At 41.2% G+C, this 21,837-nt stretch carries 22 protein-coding genes; 14 read left to right on the forward strand and 8 right to left on the reverse strand.

The genetic code is table 11. The features are described 5' to 3' along the window. Together VJ786_RS07685 and VJ786_RS07690 are read right to left on the reverse strand one after the other, a co-directional pair. Positions 1–1,091, reverse strand: a 1,091-nt coding sequence (locus VJ786_RS07685) for an ABC transporter transmembrane domain-containing protein (RefSeq protein WP_336557523.1), incomplete at its 3' end; no start/stop codon positions are given. Between the two features lie 55 nt (positions 1,092–1,146). After that, on the reverse strand, positions 1,147–1,710 hold the full coding sequence (locus VJ786_RS07690; RefSeq protein WP_144038185.1) for a hypothetical protein: 564 nt from the start codon (positions 1,708–1,710) through the stop codon (positions 1,147–1,149). Positions 1,711–1,830: 120 nt separating this feature from the next. Here VJ786_RS07690 and VJ786_RS07695 point away from each other — a divergent pair, with 120 nt between their 5' ends. Together VJ786_RS07695 and VJ786_RS07700 are read left to right on the forward strand one after the other, a co-directional pair. Continuing rightward, the gene (locus VJ786_RS07695) at positions 1,831–3,087 is read left to right on the forward strand and encodes an LVIVD repeat-containing protein (RefSeq protein WP_336557524.1); all 1,257 of its coding nucleotides are present in this window, start codon (positions 1,831–1,833) and stop codon (positions 3,085–3,087) included. Position 3,088: 1 nt separating this feature from the next. Further along, the gene (locus VJ786_RS07700) at positions 3,089–3,721 is read left to right on the forward strand and encodes a hypothetical protein (RefSeq protein ID WP_336557525.1); all 633 of its coding nucleotides are present in this window, start codon (positions 3,089–3,091) and stop codon (positions 3,719–3,721) included. On the opposite strand, the gene VJ786_RS07705 is transcribed toward VJ786_RS07700, so the two are convergent. Beyond that, positions 3,718–4,503, reverse strand: a complete 786-nt coding sequence (locus VJ786_RS07705; RefSeq protein ID WP_099367757.1) for an SAM hydrolase/SAM-dependent halogenase family protein — start codon at positions 4,501–4,503, stop codon at positions 3,718–3,720. The two genes, VJ786_RS07700 and VJ786_RS07705, sit on opposite strands and share 4 nt — an antisense overlap. A 112-nt stretch (positions 4,504–4,615) precedes the next feature. On the opposite strand from VJ786_RS07705, the gene VJ786_RS07710 reads away from it, so the two are divergent. From VJ786_RS07710 to VJ786_RS07760, 11 genes are read left to right on the forward strand one after another with little or no spacing between them, the layout of a single operon-like run. Next, the gene (locus VJ786_RS07710) at positions 4,616–5,590 is read left to right on the forward strand and encodes a PhoH family protein (RefSeq protein ID WP_336557526.1); all 975 of its coding nucleotides are present in this window, start codon (positions 4,616–4,618) and stop codon (positions 5,588–5,590) included. Positions 5,591–5,621: 31 nt separating this feature from the next. Continuing rightward, complete coding sequence (locus VJ786_RS07715; protein ID WP_336557527.1) at positions 5,622–6,566, forward strand: phosphoribosylaminoimidazolesuccinocarboxamide synthase; 945 nt, start codon at positions 5,622–5,624, stop codon at positions 6,564–6,566. A 27-nt stretch (positions 6,567–6,593) separates the two neighbouring features. After that, entirely contained in the window at positions 6,594–6,971 is a 378-nt protein-coding gene (locus VJ786_RS07720; protein WP_099367754.1) for an STAS domain-containing protein, read from the forward strand. Between the two features lie 4 nt (positions 6,972–6,975). After that, the gene (locus tag VJ786_RS07725) at positions 6,976–7,887 is read left to right on the forward strand and encodes a ribonuclease Z (RefSeq protein WP_099367812.1); all 912 of its coding nucleotides are present in this window, start codon (positions 6,976–6,978) and stop codon (positions 7,885–7,887) included. A gap of 55 nt (positions 7,888–7,942) precedes the next feature. Beyond that, positions 7,943–8,995, forward strand: coding sequence for a histidinol-phosphate transaminase (hisC, locus tag VJ786_RS07730; protein ID WP_099367753.1), 1,053 nt, complete (start codon positions 7,943–7,945; stop codon positions 8,993–8,995). A gap of 6 nt (positions 8,996–9,001) precedes the next feature. Continuing rightward, positions 9,002–10,141 carry a bifunctional histidinol-phosphatase/imidazoleglycerol-phosphate dehydratase HisB gene (hisB, locus tag VJ786_RS07735; protein WP_099367752.1) on the forward strand — a complete coding sequence of 380 codons (1,140 nt, stop codon included), beginning with the start codon at positions 9,002–9,004 and terminating at the stop codon, positions 10,139–10,141. 38 nt (positions 10,142–10,179) lie between these two features. Beyond that, positions 10,180–10,770: an imidazole glycerol phosphate synthase subunit HisH gene (hisH, locus tag VJ786_RS07740; protein ID WP_099367751.1), complete on the forward strand. Its 591-nt coding sequence runs from the start codon at positions 10,180–10,182 to the stop codon at positions 10,768–10,770. A gap of 16 nt (positions 10,771–10,786) precedes the next feature. Beyond that, positions 10,787–11,539, forward strand: a complete 753-nt coding sequence (locus tag VJ786_RS07745; protein WP_336557528.1) for a 1-(5-phosphoribosyl)-5-[(5-phosphoribosylamino)methylideneamino]imidazole-4-carboxamide isomerase — start codon at positions 10,787–10,789, stop codon at positions 11,537–11,539. A gap of 3 nt (positions 11,540–11,542) precedes the next feature. Next, entirely contained in the window at positions 11,543–12,298 is a 756-nt protein-coding gene (gene hisF, locus VJ786_RS07750; protein WP_099367749.1) for an imidazole glycerol phosphate synthase subunit HisF, read from the forward strand. Between the two features lie 14 nt (positions 12,299–12,312). Beyond that, positions 12,313–12,900 carry a bifunctional phosphoribosyl-AMP cyclohydrolase/phosphoribosyl-ATP diphosphatase HisIE gene (gene hisIE / locus VJ786_RS07755; protein WP_099367748.1) on the forward strand — a complete coding sequence of 196 codons (588 nt, stop codon included), beginning with the start codon at positions 12,313–12,315 and terminating at the stop codon, positions 12,898–12,900. A gap of 7 nt (positions 12,901–12,907) precedes the next feature. After that, positions 12,908–13,819 (forward strand): WD40 repeat domain-containing protein, encoded by a 912-nt coding sequence (locus VJ786_RS07760; protein ID WP_336557529.1) that lies wholly within the window; start codon positions 12,908–12,910, stop codon positions 13,817–13,819. Here the strand turns inward: VJ786_RS07760 and VJ786_RS07765 are convergent. From VJ786_RS07765 to dacB, 5 genes are all read right to left on the reverse strand, one after another. Further along, a complete protein-coding gene (locus tag VJ786_RS07765) occupies positions 13,791–14,624 on the reverse strand; it encodes a TspO-related membrane protein (protein WP_336557530.1) in 834 nt (277 codons plus the stop codon). The genes VJ786_RS07760 and VJ786_RS07765 overlap by 29 nt on opposite strands. A gap of 77 nt (positions 14,625–14,701) precedes the next feature. Next, positions 14,702–15,181 carry a GAF domain-containing protein gene (locus VJ786_RS07770; RefSeq protein WP_336557531.1) on the reverse strand — a complete coding sequence of 160 codons (480 nt, stop codon included), beginning with the start codon at positions 15,179–15,181 and terminating at the stop codon, positions 14,702–14,704. A 5-nt stretch (positions 15,182–15,186) separates the two neighbouring features. Continuing rightward, the gene (ruvA, locus tag VJ786_RS07775) at positions 15,187–15,771 is read right to left on the reverse strand and encodes a Holliday junction branch migration protein RuvA (RefSeq protein ID WP_336557532.1); all 585 of its coding nucleotides are present in this window, start codon (positions 15,769–15,771) and stop codon (positions 15,187–15,189) included. Between the two features lie 9 nt (positions 15,772–15,780). After that, complete coding sequence (locus VJ786_RS07780; RefSeq protein ID WP_336557533.1) at positions 15,781–18,063, reverse strand: NADP-dependent malic enzyme; 2,283 nt, start codon at positions 18,061–18,063, stop codon at positions 15,781–15,783. 47 nt (positions 18,064–18,110) lie between these two features. Beyond that, positions 18,111–19,541: a D-alanyl-D-alanine carboxypeptidase/D-alanyl-D-alanine endopeptidase gene (dacB, locus tag VJ786_RS07785; protein WP_336557534.1), complete on the reverse strand. Its 1,431-nt coding sequence runs from the start codon at positions 19,539–19,541 to the stop codon at positions 18,111–18,113. 128 nt (positions 19,542–19,669) lie between these two features. On the opposite strand from dacB, the gene VJ786_RS07790 reads away from it, so the two are divergent. Next, entirely contained in the window at positions 19,670–21,445 is a 1,776-nt protein-coding gene (locus VJ786_RS07790) for an aminopeptidase P family protein (protein ID WP_336557535.1), read from the forward strand. Positions 21,446–21,837 lie beyond the last annotated feature (392 nt).

The following is a 21,837-nucleotide window of genomic DNA, read 5'->3' on the forward strand; positions in this document are numbered from 1 at the left end:
CCTGTTAAAGGTTGTTTGATGTTTTTGTCGGTTTCATCTACTTTGATATCTTCCTGATCTTCGTCAAGAATTTCCAATACTCGCTCACTTGCTCCCAAGGACCGTTGGATGCTGGCGTAGAGTTCAGGGAAACTTCCCATCGAACCTGCCACAAACATAGAATATAAGATATACATAGTCAGGTCGCCCACCGAAATCTCATTAATCGAAACCAGGGAGGCACCATACCAAATTACCACAATCGCCGCTCCGAAAATAGCAAAGATGATAAATGATGCAAATAATCCACGGTAAGTAGCCCCCTTCACGGCAAGATTCACCGCCTTTCCTAATTTGGAAGCATAGCGTTTGGATTCAAAATATTCATTGACGAATGCCTTTACATTGCTGATCCCCAATAAAGTTTCCTGAACGATCGCATTAGAATCTGCCAACTGATCTTGGGATTCTTTGGAAAGTTTGCGGATAAAACGGCCGAAAATAAGTGCTACTACAATGATGATAGGTAACACACTCAGGTTCATGAGCGCTAATTTTGGAGAAACCAACACCAAAAGGAATACCCCGACGCCCAAACTGATGGTCTGTCTCAAGATTTCAGCCAAGGTGGTTGTCATGGTGTCCTGGATTTGGGAAAGGTCGGCAGAAAGCCTACTATTCAGTTCACCCACTCTGCGGTTGGCAAAGAAATCAATTGGCAAGGTGATCAAACGGTGATAGGTATCTTTCCGAATGTTGGCCAGGGATTTTTCTGCAATCTCCACAAATAAGCGAATCCGGAAAAAGGAAATCGTAGATTGTACGGCCAGTATCGAAATACTCAGCACACCAATGTACATCACATCGGCAGGGAGCCAATCGAACTTCTGTTTTCCTTGTGCTGCATCAATCATCGCGCCCATCAAGGCCGGAAAGGTAAGCATGGTCAAGCTCGAAAGAATAAGGAATAACATCCCAATAACGAACTTCCATTTGAAAGGTCGAATGTAAGAAAAGATCTTTAAGGCTTTCTTTAGGGTCTCCTTGTTAATTTTCGGCTTCGGTAAATCTTCCGAATGCGAATCTCCACTGTTCAATCTCGGTCTGGCCATGAATTAAAATTATCAAATCGAGCAAAAGTACTCATATATATAGCTCTTCGTATCACTATACAGTCAATTTTTTAGGCTTCTGCTTTAAATAAAGATAAATAACCGAAATTACCAATCCCAAAATGATCACGATGGCGATGAACAATTTATTATCATTCCCTTGATCGCTGTTCTCCAGATTACTGATATCCCCACGTAGCTTGTCATTCTCTTGCTGCAATTTGTTGATGGTTTTCATGTAGGCAGAAACCTGTTGGTCATACTCTGCTGCCAATTTCTGATACCGTTCGCTTTGGGCATCCTTAAGATCCAACAATTTCCGCGTCTCGATAAAGATATGGTTATCATTGATCACGATGTTCCGGAGGATATCGATGGATTTCTGCATGTCGCCTTTGGTTTTAAAAAGACCAAAAACACCTGTCTTTTTGGTCAGCGAACTATCGTAGTCACCAAATTTTGCACTTCGTTCGTTCAACAATTTATTTACTCGAGCACGTTGGGATTCAAAGGTGATGGAATCTGTTTTAAGTGCTGTACTATCCTGTGCCTTAAGAATTGCCGATCCTGAGAAAACCAAGATACAGGCAAATAAAAACTTCAAATATTTATAATTCATTGTTCTTTTCAGTTTGAAGATGTTCCACATGAAAAACATACTTTTTTTAATAAACATTGTAGCAAAATATAATTTTTTAACGTAAGAATGGAAAAACATGACAACTAATTATTAACCAGCATGAAAAGAACCAACAATTTCATTTCAAGAGGTCTAGTAGGCCTTCTTACTGGAATATTATTCCTATCGGTGTCTTGCGATCGCATTACTTATGAGCAAGAGGTGATGGCCAAAGTGGCTGTATTCAAAACAATGGCCGAAATCCGTAAGGAATTTGTCGGCACCAAGGATGAGGTAGAGCTTCAATCTACCGGAAAAATCTATATCTATAAAGATTATTTGTTGATCAATGAACCTTTAAAAGGTATTCATTTTTACAACAATTCTAATCCGGCAAAACCGGAGAAGATTACTTTTTTGGCGGTTGAAGGTACTTCGGATTTCGCCATAAAAGATGATGTCTTATATACGGATAATTATGCTGATTTATTACTTTTCGACCTTAAAAACATCGCAAAACCCACGTTGATGAAAAGAGTGGAGGATGTTTTTAAAACGGTGAATACAGTTTGGGGTTGGAAGCCTATGAATGGTACAAAGGTAGTAGCTGGCTGGAAGGATTCCCTAGTTACTTATAAAAATACAAGAGAACATACACCTTTTATCCAATACGATAAGGATGTTAAGTATTATGACTCATTTGGAGGAACTGGACAAGCTGGATCACTGGCACGTTTCACCATATCCAAAAACCATTTATACACCGTGGATATTTCCGATTTGAATTGGTTTGATATCAGCAACAAAAATACGGCAACCTATGTGGATAAGATGAGGTTACAGGGTCTATTGGAAACTATTTTCCCCTATAAGGATAATCTGTTCATTGGAACCACGCAAGGTATGCACATCATAAGTCTGGAAAACCCCGCCGCGCCTAAAAAGATATCCACTTTTGCTCACTTTCGCGCTTGCGACCCCGTGGTTGTAAACGACAAATATGCTTTTGTCACCCTAAGGAGTGGTATTGAATGCGGAGGAGGAAGTAATGAATTACAAGTCATCGATATTGCAAATTTGAGCAATCCTAAACTAAAACTTACCCAAGCATTAAAATCTCCTTATGGTTTAGGCTTATCTGGAAATATGGTTTACCTCACGGAAGGAATGAATGGTTTTAGGAGCTTCGCTTTTGAAGAGGGGCAGCAGCTTTCGCTAAAAGAAGTGCAGAATTTGCCAAACATGATGAGTTATGATGTAATTCCTGGTCCGAAATCCATGATTGTCATTGGCCCAAAAAAGATTTGTCAATATGATTATCAAGACAAATCGAATATTAAGGAATTAGGATGTATTAATATAACTCCAGGCTCGTAAGATGAAGAAATTTATAGTTATCCTCGTATTATGTTTCGTAGGAAATAGTTTTTCCTTACATGCCCAAATGGGTAAAAGGACCTATGTAAATCAAACAGAAATTGGTTTGATGAATTATGGATTTATTCCTATTCAAAACAGTTATAGTTTTTTGACCATGCATGGCCTCAAGTTGACCGAATCTTGGGAATTGGGTCTCTCTTCTGGAGTGGAGAAATACACAGCTGATGAATATGAAAAGTTCTGGGTATTACCGGTCAATGTTGCTGGTCGATTTATTTTAAATCCCCATAAACGCACCACATTTTATTCGGGATTGGATGCGGGTTATGGTTTCGCTGGGTTAAACTCCACAGCAGATAAAGTCTGGAACAACACGGTCACCGAAAAGGATAGGTCTTTTGAAGGAGGTTTGAGGTTTCATCCACATCTGGGTTGGAGATGGAAAGTAGGTGCAGAAAGAACTTTCATTTCCCTGAGCATAGGCTATCAATTCCAACAGATAAAACTTGAAAGATCAAAGTTAAGAACTGTTTTTGATGGATCTATGAATAATAATCTAGATAATTATTATCACGAGCGGGTCACCTATAATATGGGTAGAGCCGTTGTGAAAGTCGGCATGGGATTCTAATGGTCAAAAAACTCGACCAAAATGGTTTCATCCTGATATAAGCCCAACAATTGACTGGCATTACCTTTATTAATAGCTATTTCCAAGAAATTACTGATCCCAAAAAGACAGAGTTTCTCCCCTTCAGATACCTCATTGTAATGCCAGCTCAATTTTGAAATCGTCTCATTTCTCTTAAACCTCAAAACGAAATCCCTTCCATTTTGGATCTTATTGAACAATTCCTTACTGATATTACTGATGACATTTCCAAAGGAATCAATAAACGTTACATGACCTTTGATGCTGTTCTGATTATAAACAGGTTGAAACAAAACCTTTTGTACAGGGTTTTCGATCGGGAAACCGATATCAGAAAATTTGCCTCCGTTGGCAATATGGCAGGCTGCTTTGGTCAAAATATCCGCTAAGGGAAAGTGCAGATACCTCAAATCCTGCATAATATTGATCTCGATCATTTCCGTAGGACGATCTTCCCCCAGAATGATACTGAAAATCCCATTATCCGCGCCAACAAAATATTGCCCTTTATAAGACATCGCCAAATAGCGTGAATCCTCCTGAAAAACAGTGTCAATACCGATCAGATGAACGGTCTTCGCTGGAAAATAGGGGTAGGCATTATTGATGACAAAAGCGGCATGCTGAATGCTGAAAGAAGGGATATCATGGGATATGTCTACCAGACGTACATTCGGCAATTGCGAAATAATACTGCCCTTTAATGCGGCCTGATAAAAATCGCGATGACCTAAGTCTGTGGTTAACGTTATTACTCCCATACTATCCAAATGCCCGTAGCAAAAAATTTAACTGTTGTTTTTGATAAGCGAACTACAAAAATAGAAAAAGTAAATTGTATTTTTGAATCAAGAAAAATTAATCGATTAAAATTTGAGTGAATTAGAAATCAATTTGGACACAGTCAATCTGATTACCTTATGGGGTGCTCAGAATGAGAATTATGAGTTTATCAAACGCGCTTTTCCCAAGTTGCGCTTGGTAGCCAGAGGAAGTCAACTTAAGGTGTTGGGTGAAGAAGGAGAAAGGAACCGCTTTCAGCAGGTATTTGACCAAATTCTTGGCCATGTCAACCAGTTTCAGACACTATCGTTACTTGAGCTCGAGGGACTTTTAAGTTCGGTTACCGACTTAAAAGCACCCGCTGCCGCACCGAAAGATGAGGCGGAGGCAAAAGCTGCTGCGATGAAAGGAGAGCCTATTGTTTATGGCCCTAATGGAATCGTAGTTCGTGCAAGAACGGCAAATCAACGTCGAATGGTCGATAGCATCAACAAGAATGATATCCTGTTTGCGATAGGCCCTGCTGGTACGGGAAAGACCTATACAGCTGTAGCATTAGCGGTCCGCGCCTTAAGAAACAAGGAAATCAAACGCATCATTCTGACGCGTCCTGCCGTAGAAGCGGGAGAAAACCTTGGTTTTTTACCTGGCGACCTTAAAGAGAAGGTGGATCCTTATCTAAGACCTTTATACGATGCGTTGGATGATATGATTCCAGCAGAAAAACTAAAAGGTTACCTAGAGAACAGGACCATTGAGGTCGCACCTTTAGCGTTCATGCGGGGTAGGACCTTGGATAATTGTTTTGTGATCCTGGATGAGGCGCAAAATGCGACCGATATGCAGTTGAAGATGTTCCTAACACGTATGGGACCAACTGCAAAATTCATCGTAACTGGCGACATGACCCAAGTGGATCTTCCAAAAAAGACCCAATCTGGTCTGGTGAATGCCGTCAAGATATTAGAAGGAATCGAAGGGATTGATATGATCTACCTGAGTGGGGCAGACGTTGTTCGCCATAAATTGGTGAAACGTATCCTAGAAGCCTATGGCGATATTTAATAGCAATTAAACGCGTGGAAACGCAACAAATATGAGTACAATAAAAGAAACAAATTTCAATTTCAAAAACCAGACGGCATTTTATAGGGGTAAAGTCAGGGATGTCTATACCATTGCAAACGATTACTTGGTGATGGTAGCTTCCGATCGTATTTCAGCATTCGATGTCGTTTTACCTCGTGCAATCCCTTATAAAGGTCAAGTATTGAACCAGATCGCTTCCAAATTCTTAAAGGCTACTGCTGATATCCTACCGAATTGGGTGGTATCTGTTCCAGATCCGAACGTAACGATCGGGAAAAGAAGTGAGCCTTTTAAAGTAGAAATGGTGATTCGTGGCTATGTATCCGGACATTTATGGCGTACCTACCGTGATGGCGGACGCGAGCTTTGCGGGGAAGTTCTTCCTGAAGGGCTGAAAGAAAATGATAAGCTTCCGGAACCGATCATTACCCCAACCACCAAAGCAGCGGTCGGTCATGATATGGATATCTCCAGAGCTGAAATCATCAGCCAAGGGATTGTCTCTGAAGAAGATTATACCCAATTGGAAAAATATGCAAAAGCGCTTTTTCAAAGAGGAACTGAGATTGCAGCAGAAAGAGGATTAATCTTAGTGGATACCAAATACGAATTTGGAAAACGCGATGGAATCATCTACCTGATCGATGAGATCCATACACCAGATTCTTCCCGTTACTTCTATGCGGATGGTTATGAGGAACGTCAGCAAAATGGCGAACCGCAGAAGCAACTGTCCAAGGAATTTGTAAGACAATGGTTGATCGAAAATGGTTTTCAAGGAAAAGAAGGTCAAGAAGTGCCTGAAATGACAGATACTATTGTAAATTCAATTTCTGAACGCTATATTGAACTTTTTGAACACATTACGGGCGATAGGTTCGAATATCCAGAAAATGGAGATGTTCTGGACCGCGTTGAACGCAATGTGAGTGAAGAATTAGCGAAACTATAATACATTAATCTTAAAAGACTAACATTTATGAAATTTACGGTAGATAAATACGATCGATTTGTGGTGATTGAGCCCCTTCAAGAAAAATTAGATGGAGATGCTGCCGCAAGTTTAAAGGGCGAGTTTATGCTCCGCAATACCGGCGGACAACGAAACATTGTCTTGGATATGAATAAAGTGTTAGAAACAGATGAAACAGGTATCCGTACCGGTTTATTAGCACGTAGATTATGTAAATCTTTGGGGGGCCTATTCATTATCACCAACCTGAATGAAGGAGTTAAACAATATATTAGCTCCTTAGGTCTGGATAGTTACCTGATCATCACCAAAGACGTAGAAAAAGCAAAAGACCTGATCTTCGGAAATGAAATCCGATTGGATTTAAAAGAAGGGCAGGCATAAGATGATTCGATTTGAAGTATTGGTATTGGGTAACAGCTCAGCGACACCCATTTTTGAACGCCATCCTACTTCTCAGGTCATCAATTATAACGAACAATTATTCTTGATCGATTGTGGCGAAGGTACGCAGATGCAACTTTCACGCTATGGTATCAAAAGCAATCGCATCGATCATATTTTTATCTCTCATCTGCATGGAGACCACTATTTAGGTCTTGTAGGCCTGGTGTCCTCCATGCACTTGGTAGGTAGAAAGGCCGATCTCCATATCTATGGGCCTGCACCTTTACAGGAGATTTTGGAATTGCATTTCAAATATTCCGAAACGGTCATCCGGTATAATATCATTTTCCATCCGACAAATCCAGAAAAGGAAGAGGTTATTTTTTCATCCAGGATGATGACCGTAAAATCCTTTCCATTAATCCATCGTATCCCATGCACTGGATTTCGATTTGATGAAGGAAAGCGTTCTGCCAGTATTTTAGCGGAAAAAGTGGAACCCTTGAATATTCCAAAACCCTATTATTCGCTTTTGAAAAAGGGGATTGATTACGTCGATCCTCAGGGCAATGTACATCAAGCCGCGGCATTGACGGTCCCTGGTCCTGCCTCCCGGTCGTATGCCTACTGCTCCGATACCGTAAGGCATCCAATCTATTTACCATCCATCCAAGGAGCTGATCTTTTATATCATGAATCTACTTTTTTGGATGAAATGCGGGACAGAGCCAAAGAAACCTTCCATACCACCTGTTTAGAAGCGGCTGAAATCGCTAAAGAAAGTCAGGTGAAAAAATTGCTCTTGGGCCATTATTCCGCAAGGTATAAAACACTCGGCCCTTTACTGGAAGAAGCCCAGACTGTTTTCCCTAATACCGAGCTATCAATTGAGGGGAAATGGTATTTAGTTTAGCCTTTTTTGTGAATTTTTGCCCATATTTACAGCTCGAAAAAAATAGTCTAAAATAATGTCCTTCAACTTAACCGCCTTATTACGAGAGAACATTAGAAATCTCGTACCATATTCATCCGCAAGGGATGAATTCAAAGGGGAAGCATCTGTTTTTTTGGATGCCAATGAAAACGCTTTTGGCTCCCCGCTTCCTCATGACTATAACCGATATCCTGACCCCCTTCAACATCAAGTAAAACATAAATTATCCAGCATAAAAGGTGTGCCTGCCGAGAACATGTTCTTAGGCAATGGTTCTGACGAAGCAATCGATATTCTCTATCGTGCTTTCTGTACACCAAAAATCGATAATGTGATCCTGGTACCACCTACTTACGGTATGTATGAGGTGTCTGCCAATATCAATGATGTGGAGGTCCGTAAAGTAAACTTGACGGCAGATTATCAATTGGATCTAGATGGTATCGCAGAGGCATTGGACACCCATACCAAACTTATTTTTGTATGCTCGCCCAATAACCCAACCGGTAATAGCATCAATCCATTGGATATTGAAACCCTTTTGGTCAATTTCAAAGGTATTGTCGTGGTGGATGAAGCATACATCAACTACTCCAAACAGAAATCCTTTACCTATTCCTTGCCGGAATTCCCGAACCTGGTTGTTCTACAAACACTTTCCAAAGCTTGGGGATTGGCCGCTTTGCGCTTAGGCTTGGCATTTGCGAGTAAAGAAATCATTGAAGTCTTCAACAAAATAAAACCACCCTATAACATCAATCAGGCCACCCAAGATCTGGTATTGGAAGCATTGAATAATTATGAGGTGGTGAACGAGTGGATTCGGGAAACCATCAAAGAAAGGGAAACTTTAGTATCCCAATTGGATGCCTTACAGCAGGTTGAAAAGATCACCCCTTCCGATGCCAACTTTATTTTGGTCAAACTTCAGGATCCTAGATCCCTATATGATTTTCTGGTGGACAAGGGAATCATTGTTCGCGACCGCTCAAAAGTGGCATTATGCGATGGTTGCCTACGTATAACCGTGGGGACAAAGTTGGAAAATGAACGTTTAATAAACGAAATACAAGAGTTTTATAAATAATATCCCATGTCTGACCAATTAATTCGTGTCCTTTTTATCGATAGAGACGGCACATTAATTCAAGAACCGGCAGATGAGCAGGTAGACTCATTCGCCAAATTGAAATTTTATCCAGGCGCCTTGCAATACTTGCCAAGGATTGCCAAAGAATTGGATTTTGAATTGGTCTTGGTAACTAACCAAGACGGTTTAGGAACTTCTTCCCATCCGGATGAGAATTTTTGGCCTGTCCATCATTTGGTGATGGATACCTTCGCCGGTGAAGGCGTAAATTTTGCCCGCGAGCATGTGGATAGGACCTTCCCGCATGAAAATGCTGATACCCGAAAACCAGGTGTGGGGATGCTGAAGGAATATTTTGATCCTCAAAAATATGATTTGGCAAACTCCTTTGTGATTGGCGACCGCGTTAATGATGTGAGATTAGCACAGAATTTAGGCGCGAAAGCCATCTGGCTGCGCAATAACGATGATCTTGGGAAATTGGAAGGCGTGGAAATCAGCAACGATGTGGTTGCATTAGAGACTTCCGATTGGAAAGCGATCTATGAATTCCTAAAATTGGGGACCCGTGTGGCCGAGCATCACCGTAAAACCAATGAAACGGATATCTATATCAAATTGAACCTGGATGGCAGCGGAAAATCGGATATTGATACCGGGCTACCCTTCTTCGATCACATGCTTGACCAATTAGCTCGTCATGGTGCATTGGACCTTACGATCAAAGCCAAAGGCGATCTGCATATTGATGAACACCATACTATTGAAGATACCGGTATTGCGCTGGGTGAAATCTTCCTGACTGCTCTTGGAAACAAACGCGGCATTGAACGATACGCTTTTACCCTTCCGATGGACGACTGTCTTGCGCAGGTAGCGATAGATTTTGGTGGTCGCAACTGGATTGTCTGGGATGCCGAATTCAAAAGGGAAAAAATTGGAGATATGCCTACGGAGATGTTCTTTCATTTTTTCAAATCCTTTTCGGATGCTTCCAAATCAAACCTGAATGTACAGGCAACGGGAGAAAATGAACACCATAAGATCGAAGCCATCTTTAAAGCCTTCGCCAAAACCATCAAAAAGGCGGTGCGTAGGGATGCAGATAATATGCAGTTGCCAAGCACAAAAGGATTATTGTAAAACTATTTGAAGACCAGTTGGTTATTAAACATAAATAGATGGTTGGAATCGTAAATTATGGTGCTGGGAATATATTCTCCATAACCGCTGCTTTACAGCGCTTGGATATTTCCTACGGCATGATCAATACCAAGGATGATTTTGATCGTTACGATCGGATCATTATCCCTGGGGTTGGGCATGCAGGGGCAGCCATGGATAAATTGAAAGCGTCGGGTTTGGCAGAGGCCATCCCCAAGTTGGAAAAGCCAGTTTTGGGAATATGTGTAGGGATGCAATTGCTGACCGACTTTTCCGAAGAAGGCCATGCCGAACTATTGGGGATTATTCCGGTGAAGACCTTGCATTTTGAAGGTCGAGTAACCGAAAAAGTACCTCATATGGGTTGGAATAGCATAAGCTTCGACCCTTCCTGTCCATTGTTTAAGGATATTGCAAATAATACGTATTTTTATTTTGTACATTCTTATTTTATTGAACATGAGGATAGGTATAACATCGCAACCTGTGATTATGGATTAACCTTTTCAGCAGCGATTGCCAAGAACAATTTTTGGGCAGTTCAGTTTCACCCGGAGAAATCCGGAAAAGCAGGAGAACAGCTCTTACTTAACTTTAGTCATTTTTAATCGAATTTTTGATATTATGTATATTATACCTGCAATTGATGTATTGGACAAACAGGTTGTCCGTTTAAGAGAGGGCAACTACGACGAGGTTACCACTTATCCGATTTCTTTGGAAGAACAGATCGAAAAATACCATGCCAATGGTACGGAGATCGTTCATGTCATAGATCTTAATGGAGCCAAAGGTGATTTTAACAATCAAGCTTATCTATTCGACATCATCAAACGTACTGAAATGAAAGTGCAATATGGTGGTGGTGTCCGTAGTATCGAAAAGGTAAAGGAATTGATCGATGCAGGGGTGTACCGCGTCATCGTAGGTACGCAAGCGATAACCAATCCGGCATTTTTGGAAGAACTTTCTGCATTGAACGAAGGCCGGATCAAATACGCAGACCATATCGTCATTGCCATTGATGTACTGGATGAGGTGATCAAATATTCGGGATGGCTAGAAAGCTCCCCAATTAAATTAATGGAATACATTGATAAATGTTTGGCATTAGGATTCTATCGTTTCCTATGTACCGACATCAGTAAGGATGGTAAATTAGGCGGTGCCGGTGTAGAGCTGTACAGCAAACTACTTGGACATTCGCCGATCATAAAACTGATCGGATCAGGAGGCATCAGTTCCATGGCAGATATTGAGGCGCTGAATGATTTGGGTAAAATGGAATCTGTGGTGGTTGGTAAAGCTATCTATGAAAATAGAATCAGCATCGAAGAAATAAAAGACTGGAATCTTAAAGCCTTAATCAGTTTCTAAAACATGTTGGCAAAGCGGATTATTCCCTGTTTAGATGTTAAAGATGGACGCACGGTAAAAGGGGTCAATTTTGTTGACCTTCGAGATGCCGGTGATCCGGTTGAATTGGCTTGGCAATATTCACAGCAAGGAGCAGATGAACTGGTCTTCTTGGATATTACCGCTACACATGAACGTCGTAAAACTACGGTAGACTTAGTGAAAGCAGTAGCTAGTCAGATCAATATTCCCTTTACCATTGGTGGTGGAATCAATGAATTAGCGGATGCGGATGTCCTGTTGAATGCGGGTGCAGACAAGATTTCCATCAATTCGGCTGCTGTTCGAAACCCAAAACTATTGGAAGAACTGGCCAATGCTTTTGGTGTTCAATTTGTTGTGTTAGCGGTGGATACCCGTTTCGTGAATGGAAAGAACTATGTACACCTGAGAGGTGGCAGGGATATAACAGATCTGGAGACCGAGCAATGGGTAAAAGAAGCAGAGGATAGGGGCGCAGGCGAGATTTTATTGACATCCATGGACCATGATGGTACCAAGAATGGATTTGATAATAACCTATTGAAAAAGATAAATGCCAGTATCCACATTCCATTGATCGCCTCTGGCGGTGCAGGAAACCAACAGCATTTTGTCGATGTGTTCCAAGAGGCACAAGTAGACGCGGCTTTGGCAGCGTCGGTATTTCATTATGGTGAAATATTGATTCCAGAATTAAAAAATACACTGCAGAACCAAGGGATTCCTGTTCGGTTCTGATATTAACTATCATCATGAATATTGATTTTAAGAAAGGGGACGGTTTGGTTCCGGTGGTTATTCAAGATGCCCAGACATTAGAAGTGTTAATGTTGGGCTATATGAATGAGGAGGCTTGGAATAAAACCAATGAAGAGCAAAAGGTTACCTTTTTTTCCAGAAGTAAAAATAGGTTGTGGACAAAAGGAGAGGAGAGTGGGAATTTTTTGCAGGTAGTAAGTAGTCATATTGATTGTGACCAAGATACCGTATTGATCAAGGTGAACCCGGCTGGACCAACCTGCCATACAGGTTCCAGAAGTTGTTTCAATACCCCCTTCAACCAGAATTTCCTATTGGAATTGGAGCGCATCGTGCAACACCGCATCGATTTCCCTTCCGATGAATCCTACGTGAACAGATTAAGGAGCAGAGGGATTAATAAGATTGCTCAAAAGGTAGGAGAGGAAGCTGTGGAAACGGTTATTGCCGCACTTACCGAAACCGATAATGACTTTATCAATGAGTCATCAGACCTTTTATTCCATTTGATTGTTCTATTAAAGGAAAAGGGAATGAGCTTAGAAACCATTGCCAAAAATTTAGAAGGAAGACATCAATAAACCAAACATGGCATCCACTTTGGAAATTACATTAGCATCTACGCTTACCGGACATCAAAATCCTGTCTTTGCCTTAGCCCAACCTGAAAATTCCTCGGTATTATATACCGGTGGAAATGATAAAGGGGTAGTGGAATGGGATCTGCAGGAAATGAAGTTCAAAAGGATTCTTTGTAAGGTGGGTTCTTCTGTATACAAACTATTGTGCATTCCGGATTCTGACCTCTTGGCCATTGGATTGCGTTCTGGGCAACTCTTATTGGTGGATACCCAAAAGCAATCGCTTGTTGCCAATTGGAATACGGAATCGGGAGCCATATTTGATATCAAACTTATCCCCTCCAAAAGGGAACTGATCGCTATTGGAGAGGAAGGGTTTGCTTATGTATGGAGTTTGGAAAGTTTAGAACTTTTATACCGCTTCAAGGTATCCGATACCACCGCGCGTGTCATCAGCCTTTCAGAAGACGGTAAATTATTGGCCTTTGGGGATAAATTGGGGATGGTCCATGTCCATGATGCCTATGATTTCCATAAATATATAAAAGAGCCAATCCATGAATTGCCGGTAACTTCCTTACGATTTATAAATGGGGAGCTAATTTCTGGGGGACGGGATGCAAAGATCAATCGCTTGGATCCAAAGACCTTAGAGAAGAAACAGAGCCTAGTGCCACATATGTTCACGGTTTATGGCATAGACAGCTCGGCTGATAATAATTTTTTGGTAACCGTAAGTAGGGATAAGACCATAAAAATATGGAGATCTACAGACTGGGGTCTTTTAAAGAATATCTCTCGGGATAAAGGTATAGAAAGCCATTACCTCAGCATCAATAATGTCCTTTGGCAAGAAAATCGGATTTTTACGGTAAGTGATGATAAATCGATTAAGATATGGAAGGTGGAAACTCATTAAACCCTTCTTGCAACTTTCTCCGCACATTACATAGATAGAACGAATACAAGGTAGCGAGAATGCACGCGAATAACATGACATATAGATACGGTTTCATATCCGGATTAATGAAATGTGGCTGCTTGATGTTTTGGATAAGAATGCCAAAAATACCCCAAGCTAAAACAGCAGAAACCGCAGGGAGATAATGTGTTATGGTATAATAAATACCGTATGCCGTACATGCCAACAGCACAGCTACATTCAACCAGAACAACTCCGAAGAGGAGCTCACCAATTCAAATTTGGCTAAAATGATCACACTATTGAAAGCCATTAAAATAATCATCCAACCTGTATATACCCCAAAACCTAAACGGATAAAATAGCGAATGAAAGAATTCGAAACCAGTTTATGAATTTCTATCCGTTTATTGATCATTAAAATGGTAATCAAACATGCTGATGAACAAATTACAGAAAGGATAAAATGATTGTTCATTTTTAATACCATACTCAAACCACAGAATAGTTGATTCAGGATAAGTAGATTACCAATCTTCTTGATCTTAAGGACTGTTCTTGGATTTTCAGCTTCATTTCTAGAAGCTATAAACATCAGTATCCCTACCAATATCATATTGGCCGAAAGAAATGACCATATCTTAAAGGTAATAGGTGCTGGGGTTAGGTAAGTTGGATAGGAACTAATGGCCGTATTGATCGAATTTCCGAAGAAAAAACTGTTGTCCATCAAGATAATCCACGTGAAATTCAACGTGACCATCATGAAATTCAGCAGAGCCAAAGATTTAGTTCCCGACATGTTAGATTAATAATTATTGTTGTGATTCAACGCAAATATACGGGAATTGTTTTACTCTTTATGATAATATTAACGTTTTAACAACTTTCTCCTAAAGTTACTATAATATCCCTTAAATATTTTTCGTCAATTTCATCGAATTCATCCAGTTTATCACTGTCCACATCCAAAATCCCAATACATTTTCCCTCTTTGAATAAAGGTACTACGATTTCAGATTTCGATAAGGAAGAGCAGGCGATATGTCCAGGGAATTCATCTACATTGGGCACAATGATAGTTTCTTCCTTTGCCCAGGCCGTCCCACACACTCCCCGATTATAGGCAATTCGCGTACAGGCTACCGGCCCTTGGAATGGTCCCAAAACTAATTCTTCTTTTTCCACCAGATAGAATCCTACCCAGAAAAAATGGAACTGCTCTTTCAATGCCGCGCAGATATTTGCCATATTGGCCACAAAATTGGTCTCTCCTGAAATCAATCCCTTGATCTGTGGAAGGAGGTTTTCATATTGCGTCTGTTTATCTCCTTGGATAATCTGTAAATCTTCTGCCATGTAAATTATAATCGTTTTAAAGCCGCTTTGATCAATTGTTCAACGGTCAAATCTGGCTCTGCGTTATGGATCGCCTGTAGCACTTTGTCGGCTTGCGGTTTTCCAAAACCCAACATCACCAAAGCCGTCAATGCCTCTTCAATAGCCGAAGATTTGGTTACCGGCAGCGGAATCAAGGCATCTGGTCCTTGTTTCTTCAATTTGTCCTGTAATTCCAAAATAACACGTTGTGCCGTTTTTGGCCCAATACCCTTAATCTTCTGGATAATATTGACCTGTCCGGCAACAATGGCTTGCTGGATCTCTTCCGGAGTAATGGAAGATAGCATCATACGACCCGTATTTGGTCCTATACCTGAAACGGAGATCAGGTGTTCAAATAAATGCCTTTCGCCTTCTGTTGCAAAGCCGTATAAAGTCTGGGAGTCTTCTCTAACCTGAAAGGAAGTAAAGAGCTTACAGTCTTCCAAATCTTTGATCTGGCTAAAGGTCGTCAGGGAAATATGCAGGTAATAGCCAATCCCACCTACGTCTATAACAACGTGGGTGGGCGCTTTTACTACTAATTTTCCTTTGATGTATTCGTACATACGGAAATGTTAGTTATTGTTGTTTTTTTCGTGCTCAATGGCATCCACCACCGCAATGGTAACCATGTTCACGATCTCACGAACGGAACTGTCTAATTGCAATACATGGACAGGCTTGTTCATTCCCAATAGGATTGGTCCTACAGCTTCTGCATTTCCAACTTCCTGTAATAGCTTATAGGCAATATTACCGGATTCCAAATTAGGGAATACCAAGGTATTTGCTGCTTCGCCATTTAATGCAGAGAATGGGAAATTAGCGGACAACATTTCTGGGTTCAATGCAAAATTCGCTTGGATCTCACCATCAGCTACGATTTCAGGATGTTCTGCATGAAGGATCTTCACCGCTTGGCGAACTTTATCGGAAACCGTTCCTTCATTGGAACCAAAGTTGGAGTAGGATAACATAGCAATACGTGGTTTGATATTGAATCGCTTAACAGCAGAATCCAATAATACCGTAATATCAGCCAATTCCTGTGGTGTTGGGTCTTCATTAACGGTGGTATCACCAAAGAATAAAGGTCCTTTATTGGTCATCATGATGTACATACCTGCAACACGGCTTCCTGGTTTGGCACCAATCACCTGCAAAGCCGGACGAATCGTAGATGCGTAATTTCTGGTCAATCCAGAAATCAAGGTATCTGCCTCACCAAATTCAACCATGCTGGCAGCAAAATAGTTTCTATTGGTCATCAATTTTCGGGAATCCAATTTATTGATGCCACGACGTTGTCTTTTCTTGTAAAGATGCTCTGCATATTTTTCGAAACGTGGCGAGTCAATCTCCGCTTGCGGATCGATGATCTCCACCCCATCCAATTCAAAAGCATATTCTTTGATGATGTTTTGGATCTTCTCTTTGTTACCTAATAAAATAGGGAATGCAATGCCTTCTTCTTTTACGATCTGGGCAGCACGAAGGGTTTTGGTGTTATCAGCCTCTGCGAATACCACACGTTTAGGGTTGGTTTTTGCTTTTGCAGATAAATTGCGGATGATGCGGTCTTCCTTACCCAAACGTTTATGAAGTTCTTCCCGGTAGGCATCCCAATCCTCGATGGTCTTACGAGCAACGCCAGAAGCAATAGCTGCTTTAGCAACCGCAATAGATACTTCCGTGATCAAACGTGGATCGGTTGGTTTTGGGATCACATAATCTTTACCAAAACGGATATTACTTTGGTTATAGGCAATGTTAACCTCTTCAGGTACATTTTGTTTCGCTAATTCGGCAATTGCGCGAACAGCAGCGATTTTCATGTCTTCATTAATGGCTGTAGCGCGTACATCCAATGCACCACGGAAAATATAAGGGAATCCCAATACATTGTTCACCTGGTTAGGATAATCGGAACGTCCAGTACCCATGATGATATCATCACGAGTTTCAACCGCTAGATCGTAAGCAATTTCAGGATTTGGATTAGCCATCGCCAAAACAATCGGATTACTGTTCATGGTCAATAACATCTCCTTGGTCAATACATCCGCTTTGGATAAACCAATGAAAACATCCGAACCTGCCACGGCATCTTCCAAGGAATGAATGTCACGGTCGGTTGCCCATTCTGCTTTTGTTGCATCTAAGTTGTCACGGTCGTTACGGATAACCCCTTTACTATCTAACATCACGATGTTCTCTTTTCTTGCACCAACCGCAACATACATGGCTGTACAAGAAATAGCAGCAGCACCTGCACCGTTCACTACGATTTTCACATCAGCAATATCCTTACCTTGCAATTCGCAGGCGTTGATCAAGGCTGCACCAGAAATAATCGCTGTACCATGTTGGTCATCGTGCATCACCGGGATGTTCATCTCTGCCTTTAAGCGTCTTTCAATCTCAAAACACTCTGGCGCTTTGATATCCTCCAGGTTGATCCCCCCGAATGTAGGTTCCAATGCTTTTACGATGTTTACAAATTCATCAACATTCTTGGTGTCCAATTCAATGTCAAACACATCGATATCCGCGAAGATCTTAAATAATAGACCTTTACCTTCCATCACTGGTTTTCCGGCCTGCGCACCGATATCACCTAAACCTAGTACAGCAGTACCATTACTGATAACCGCTACTAAGTTTCCTTTTGCAGTATATTTATATGCATCCTCGCTGTTTTCTGCAATCGCCAAACAAGGCTCTGCTACACCAGGAGAATAGGCTAATGTTAAATCTCTTTGGGTACTGTGTGGTTTTGTTGGTACAACGGCAATTTTACCTGGACGCCCCATAGAATGGTAGGTTAATGCGTCTTTCTTTCTGTTGATGTTACTCATTACAATTTTAGTTTATACTTATATGTGTCGATTATTGCCTGAATAATCTATTTTAATGCATCTAATAATTTAAACATGGCCTGTCTCATCGAGGAGGCTGATCCTTGGTAATTATTTACCAATAAGGAAAAGGTATATTCTTGGCCATCGGCAGCTTTTTGATAGCCGGTATAGCCTAATACACCTCCTATAGTCCCGCTTTTCATGGATGTCCCATTCACATTGGGCAAAGATTTTAGAAAATCGGCATACCAGGTTCTTCCTTTGGCATATTGCATGATCTTGGCCATTGCTTGGGTCGTAACCCGGTTCTGTGGCGATAATCCCGAACCATCAAAGGTATTGATTTCACTCGGTGAAATCTTTAATTTATTTTGCCAGAACTTAGCGACCAGATTGGCTGCTTCGCTGGTATTGGTTTTGTTGGCGGAAATGCCTCCAATGACCTTCAATAGACTTTCTCCATAAAGGTTGATACTCTTTTGGTTGAACCAATGTACAATCTCCATCAACTTCGGAGAATGGTGGGTATGGATCAGCTTTTTATTCCCGCTGATCAGGTATTGTGGGTCTCTATTTTTTAAACCTTGAAAGGTGATGATGGTATCCAACACTGCAATGGAATCTTGGGCAAGAACTTCAGAAAGATCGTACGCAAGATACAGGGCAGGGTCTGGAACGGATATCTCAATGGTTTTCTTCAGGTCACTTCCGTAGGTCCCTCTTAAATAGATCGTATTGGAATAGGGAGCAGAATAGGCATATACATTATCTCCCGAACCCACATTCCCAGTGCTTACCTGGTTGATCATCTGGAAAAATGGAGGCGTTTTTACAGGTTGAAGAGTTGCCGGTTGGCCAGGTCTAGATGGACTGAAATTGATGCCCAATTTGTTTTCCTTCCAATTCAGGCCTGATACACCTGCTCCATAGTAATTGCCGATATCGGTCCACATCCAAGTGCCCGGTACATCATATCCATTATAAAGTTGGTCATTGGCAATAATACTTCCTGCTATCTGTTTGATTCCCAGTTTAAGAATGGCCTCTTTCCATTTGGAAAGGATAGTAGCCGCTTTAGTCTGTTCGTAGCGATCACTACCCAAAGTAGGATCTCCAGAGCCTTCAATAATGATGTCTCCATTCAATACACCCAAGGAGTCGACATCTCCAGTAACATAGAGTTTTGTCGGAAAGGTATAGTCCGCGCCCAAAAGTTCGAGGGCGGTTATGGAGGTGATGACCTTGAGGGTGGATGCTGTAGGCATTCCGATTTTGTTGTTGCCATCAAAAACCACTTCGCCGGTTTTCGCGTTGATGACCGTTAAAGAAGCCAAGCCACTTTGAAGGGCAGGGCTTTTTTGGAAAGTCTGAAAGGCAGATTGGATTTTTGGTTTAATCCCTTGGCCCAACACCGGAGCTGTACCCAGCACAGTGACCAATGTCAGCATCGAAAAAAATGAAAAAAATCTTCTCATAGCTAGCAAATATCGTAATCTACTAAACAAGTAGTGCATTAAAAGTGTAAAATTTCAAATCTATGATTAAGGTAATGTATTAATTAAGAGAGTTTTTATAACTTGCGTGGAATATTAAAAATTACATAATGAATCACATCGAAAAATTAGCTTCCATCCGGGAGCAGATGAAAGAAAAAGGTGTAGATGCCTATATTATCCCATCCTCTGACCCACATATCAGTGAGTATCTTCCAGACCGATATAAATGTATTGCTTGGACATCCGGATTTACCGGTTCGGCAGGTACATTGGTGATCACCGCAGATTTTGCAGGTCTTTGGACAGATTCACGCTATTTTGTTCAGGCTGGAGAGCAGTTGGAAGGGACAGGATTTGAATTGGTGAAACTTCAGGTACAGGGAAAACCAGAATATGCTACTTGGCTTGCAAAACAATTAAAAGAAGGCGATACTGTTGCTTTTGATGGTAACCTGGCAGCCGTGGCGGTCGCTCAGGCTGTTCAACAGGAACTACAACCCCTAGGAATCCATGTAAATGGACATTTAGATCTGTTGGATCCGATCTGGGAGAATAGACCAGCATTGCCTTTGGAAAAAGCCTATTTGTTGGATGAAAAAACAACAGGTCAATCGACGGCTTCAAAAATCGAGGCCGTTAAAGCTAAATTGAAAGATAAACGTGTAGATAACCATTTGGTTTCATCCTTGGATGACCTTGCTTGGTTATTGAACATCCGTGGTAATGATGTGCATTGTAATCCGGTGGTATTGGGCTTCTTCCTGATCCAAGCGGATAAAAACACCCTTTTCATTGCTGATGGAAAACTTTCGAATGAAGAGGTAGCATCATTGAATGCTTCGGGGGTACAAGTAGAGGATTATGAAAAGGCATTTGATGCGGTGAAGTCTATTTCCAACGGTAGAATTTTGTTGGATACCAAACGCACTTGTTTTGCGTTTTATGATGCTGTTGCTGATGGGGTTGAAATTGTAGAGGAGACCAATCCATCCACTAACCTGAAAACGGTTAAGAATGGGGTAGAGATCGAACATACACGCAATGCCATGGTGAAAGATGGTGTTGCTCTGACCAAATTCTTTAAGTGGTTGGAAGAGGAAGTCGGCAAAGGTGAATTGACCGAGATTTCCATTGCTGAGAAATTGCAAGGATTTCGCGCAGAAAATGATGGTTTTGTGGATATTTCTTTTGATACCATTGCCGGTTATCTGGAGCACGGTGCTTTGCCACATTATAAAGCGACCGAAGAAAGCAATGCTACACTAAAACCAGAAGGACTATTATTGGTGGATTCCGGAGGTCAATATAAGGATGGAACAACGGATATTACGCGTGTTGTTTCTCTTGGAAATATTAAAGCGGAGGAGAAAACAGATTATACCTTGGTGCTGAAAGGAACTATTGAAGGTTCTCAGGCAATCTTTCCAAAAGGTACAAGGGGATATTCGATTGATGCGATTACGAGACGTCCAATTTGGGAGCAATTGCGTAATTATGGACATGGGACAGGTCATGGGGTAGGTTTCTTTTTGAATGTGCATGAAGGTCCACAGGTGTTCAATATGGCTGCGATTGATATCCTGATTGAAGAGGGCATGATTACCTCTATTGAACCGGGATTATATCGTGAAGGTCAATATGGTATTCGTATTGAGAATTTGGTGTTATCGAAAGCGGTTGAAAGCAATTATTTTGGCGATTTCATGGATTTTGAGACCTTGACGATCTGTTATATTGCTACGGATTTAGTGGATAAAACTTTATTGGATCAAAAGCATATTGATTGGTTGAATAGGTACAATGCTTGGGTATTTGAGAAATTAAGCCCGAAATTGGATGAAGAACATGCTGCTTGGTTGAAGGAGAAAACGTTAGCTATTTAGTTTTTGAGTATTTAGTAGTGAGTATTTAGTATTTAGACACTACAAGCGAACAGAACAGGCTGAATCATGATAAATGGTTCAGCCTGTTATTTTTGTCAACCATCCCGTCATTGCGAGGAGGCACGACGAAGCAATCTTTCTCCCTGTCATCCTGAGCGAAGTCGAAGGATCTGTACGCTGGCATACGAACAGATGGTTCGACTCCGCTCACCATGACATGCGGGAAGATTGCTTCGTTCCTCGCAATGACGCTGGCCTCCCAATGACGTGGAAAGGACAAGACATTTTGTCTTCAATTTGCAAGCAAGGTATAAGTACCATGTAAGTGAGTTGTAAGTGACTTTTAGCACTTACAACTCACTTACAAGTCACTTACACCTCACTTGAAAAAA

It is taken from the genome of Sphingobacterium tenebrionis, from assembly GCF_037126265.1.
In the GTDB taxonomy this organism is placed as follows: domain Bacteria; phylum Bacteroidota; class Bacteroidia; order Sphingobacteriales; family Sphingobacteriaceae; genus Sphingobacterium; species Sphingobacterium tenebrionis.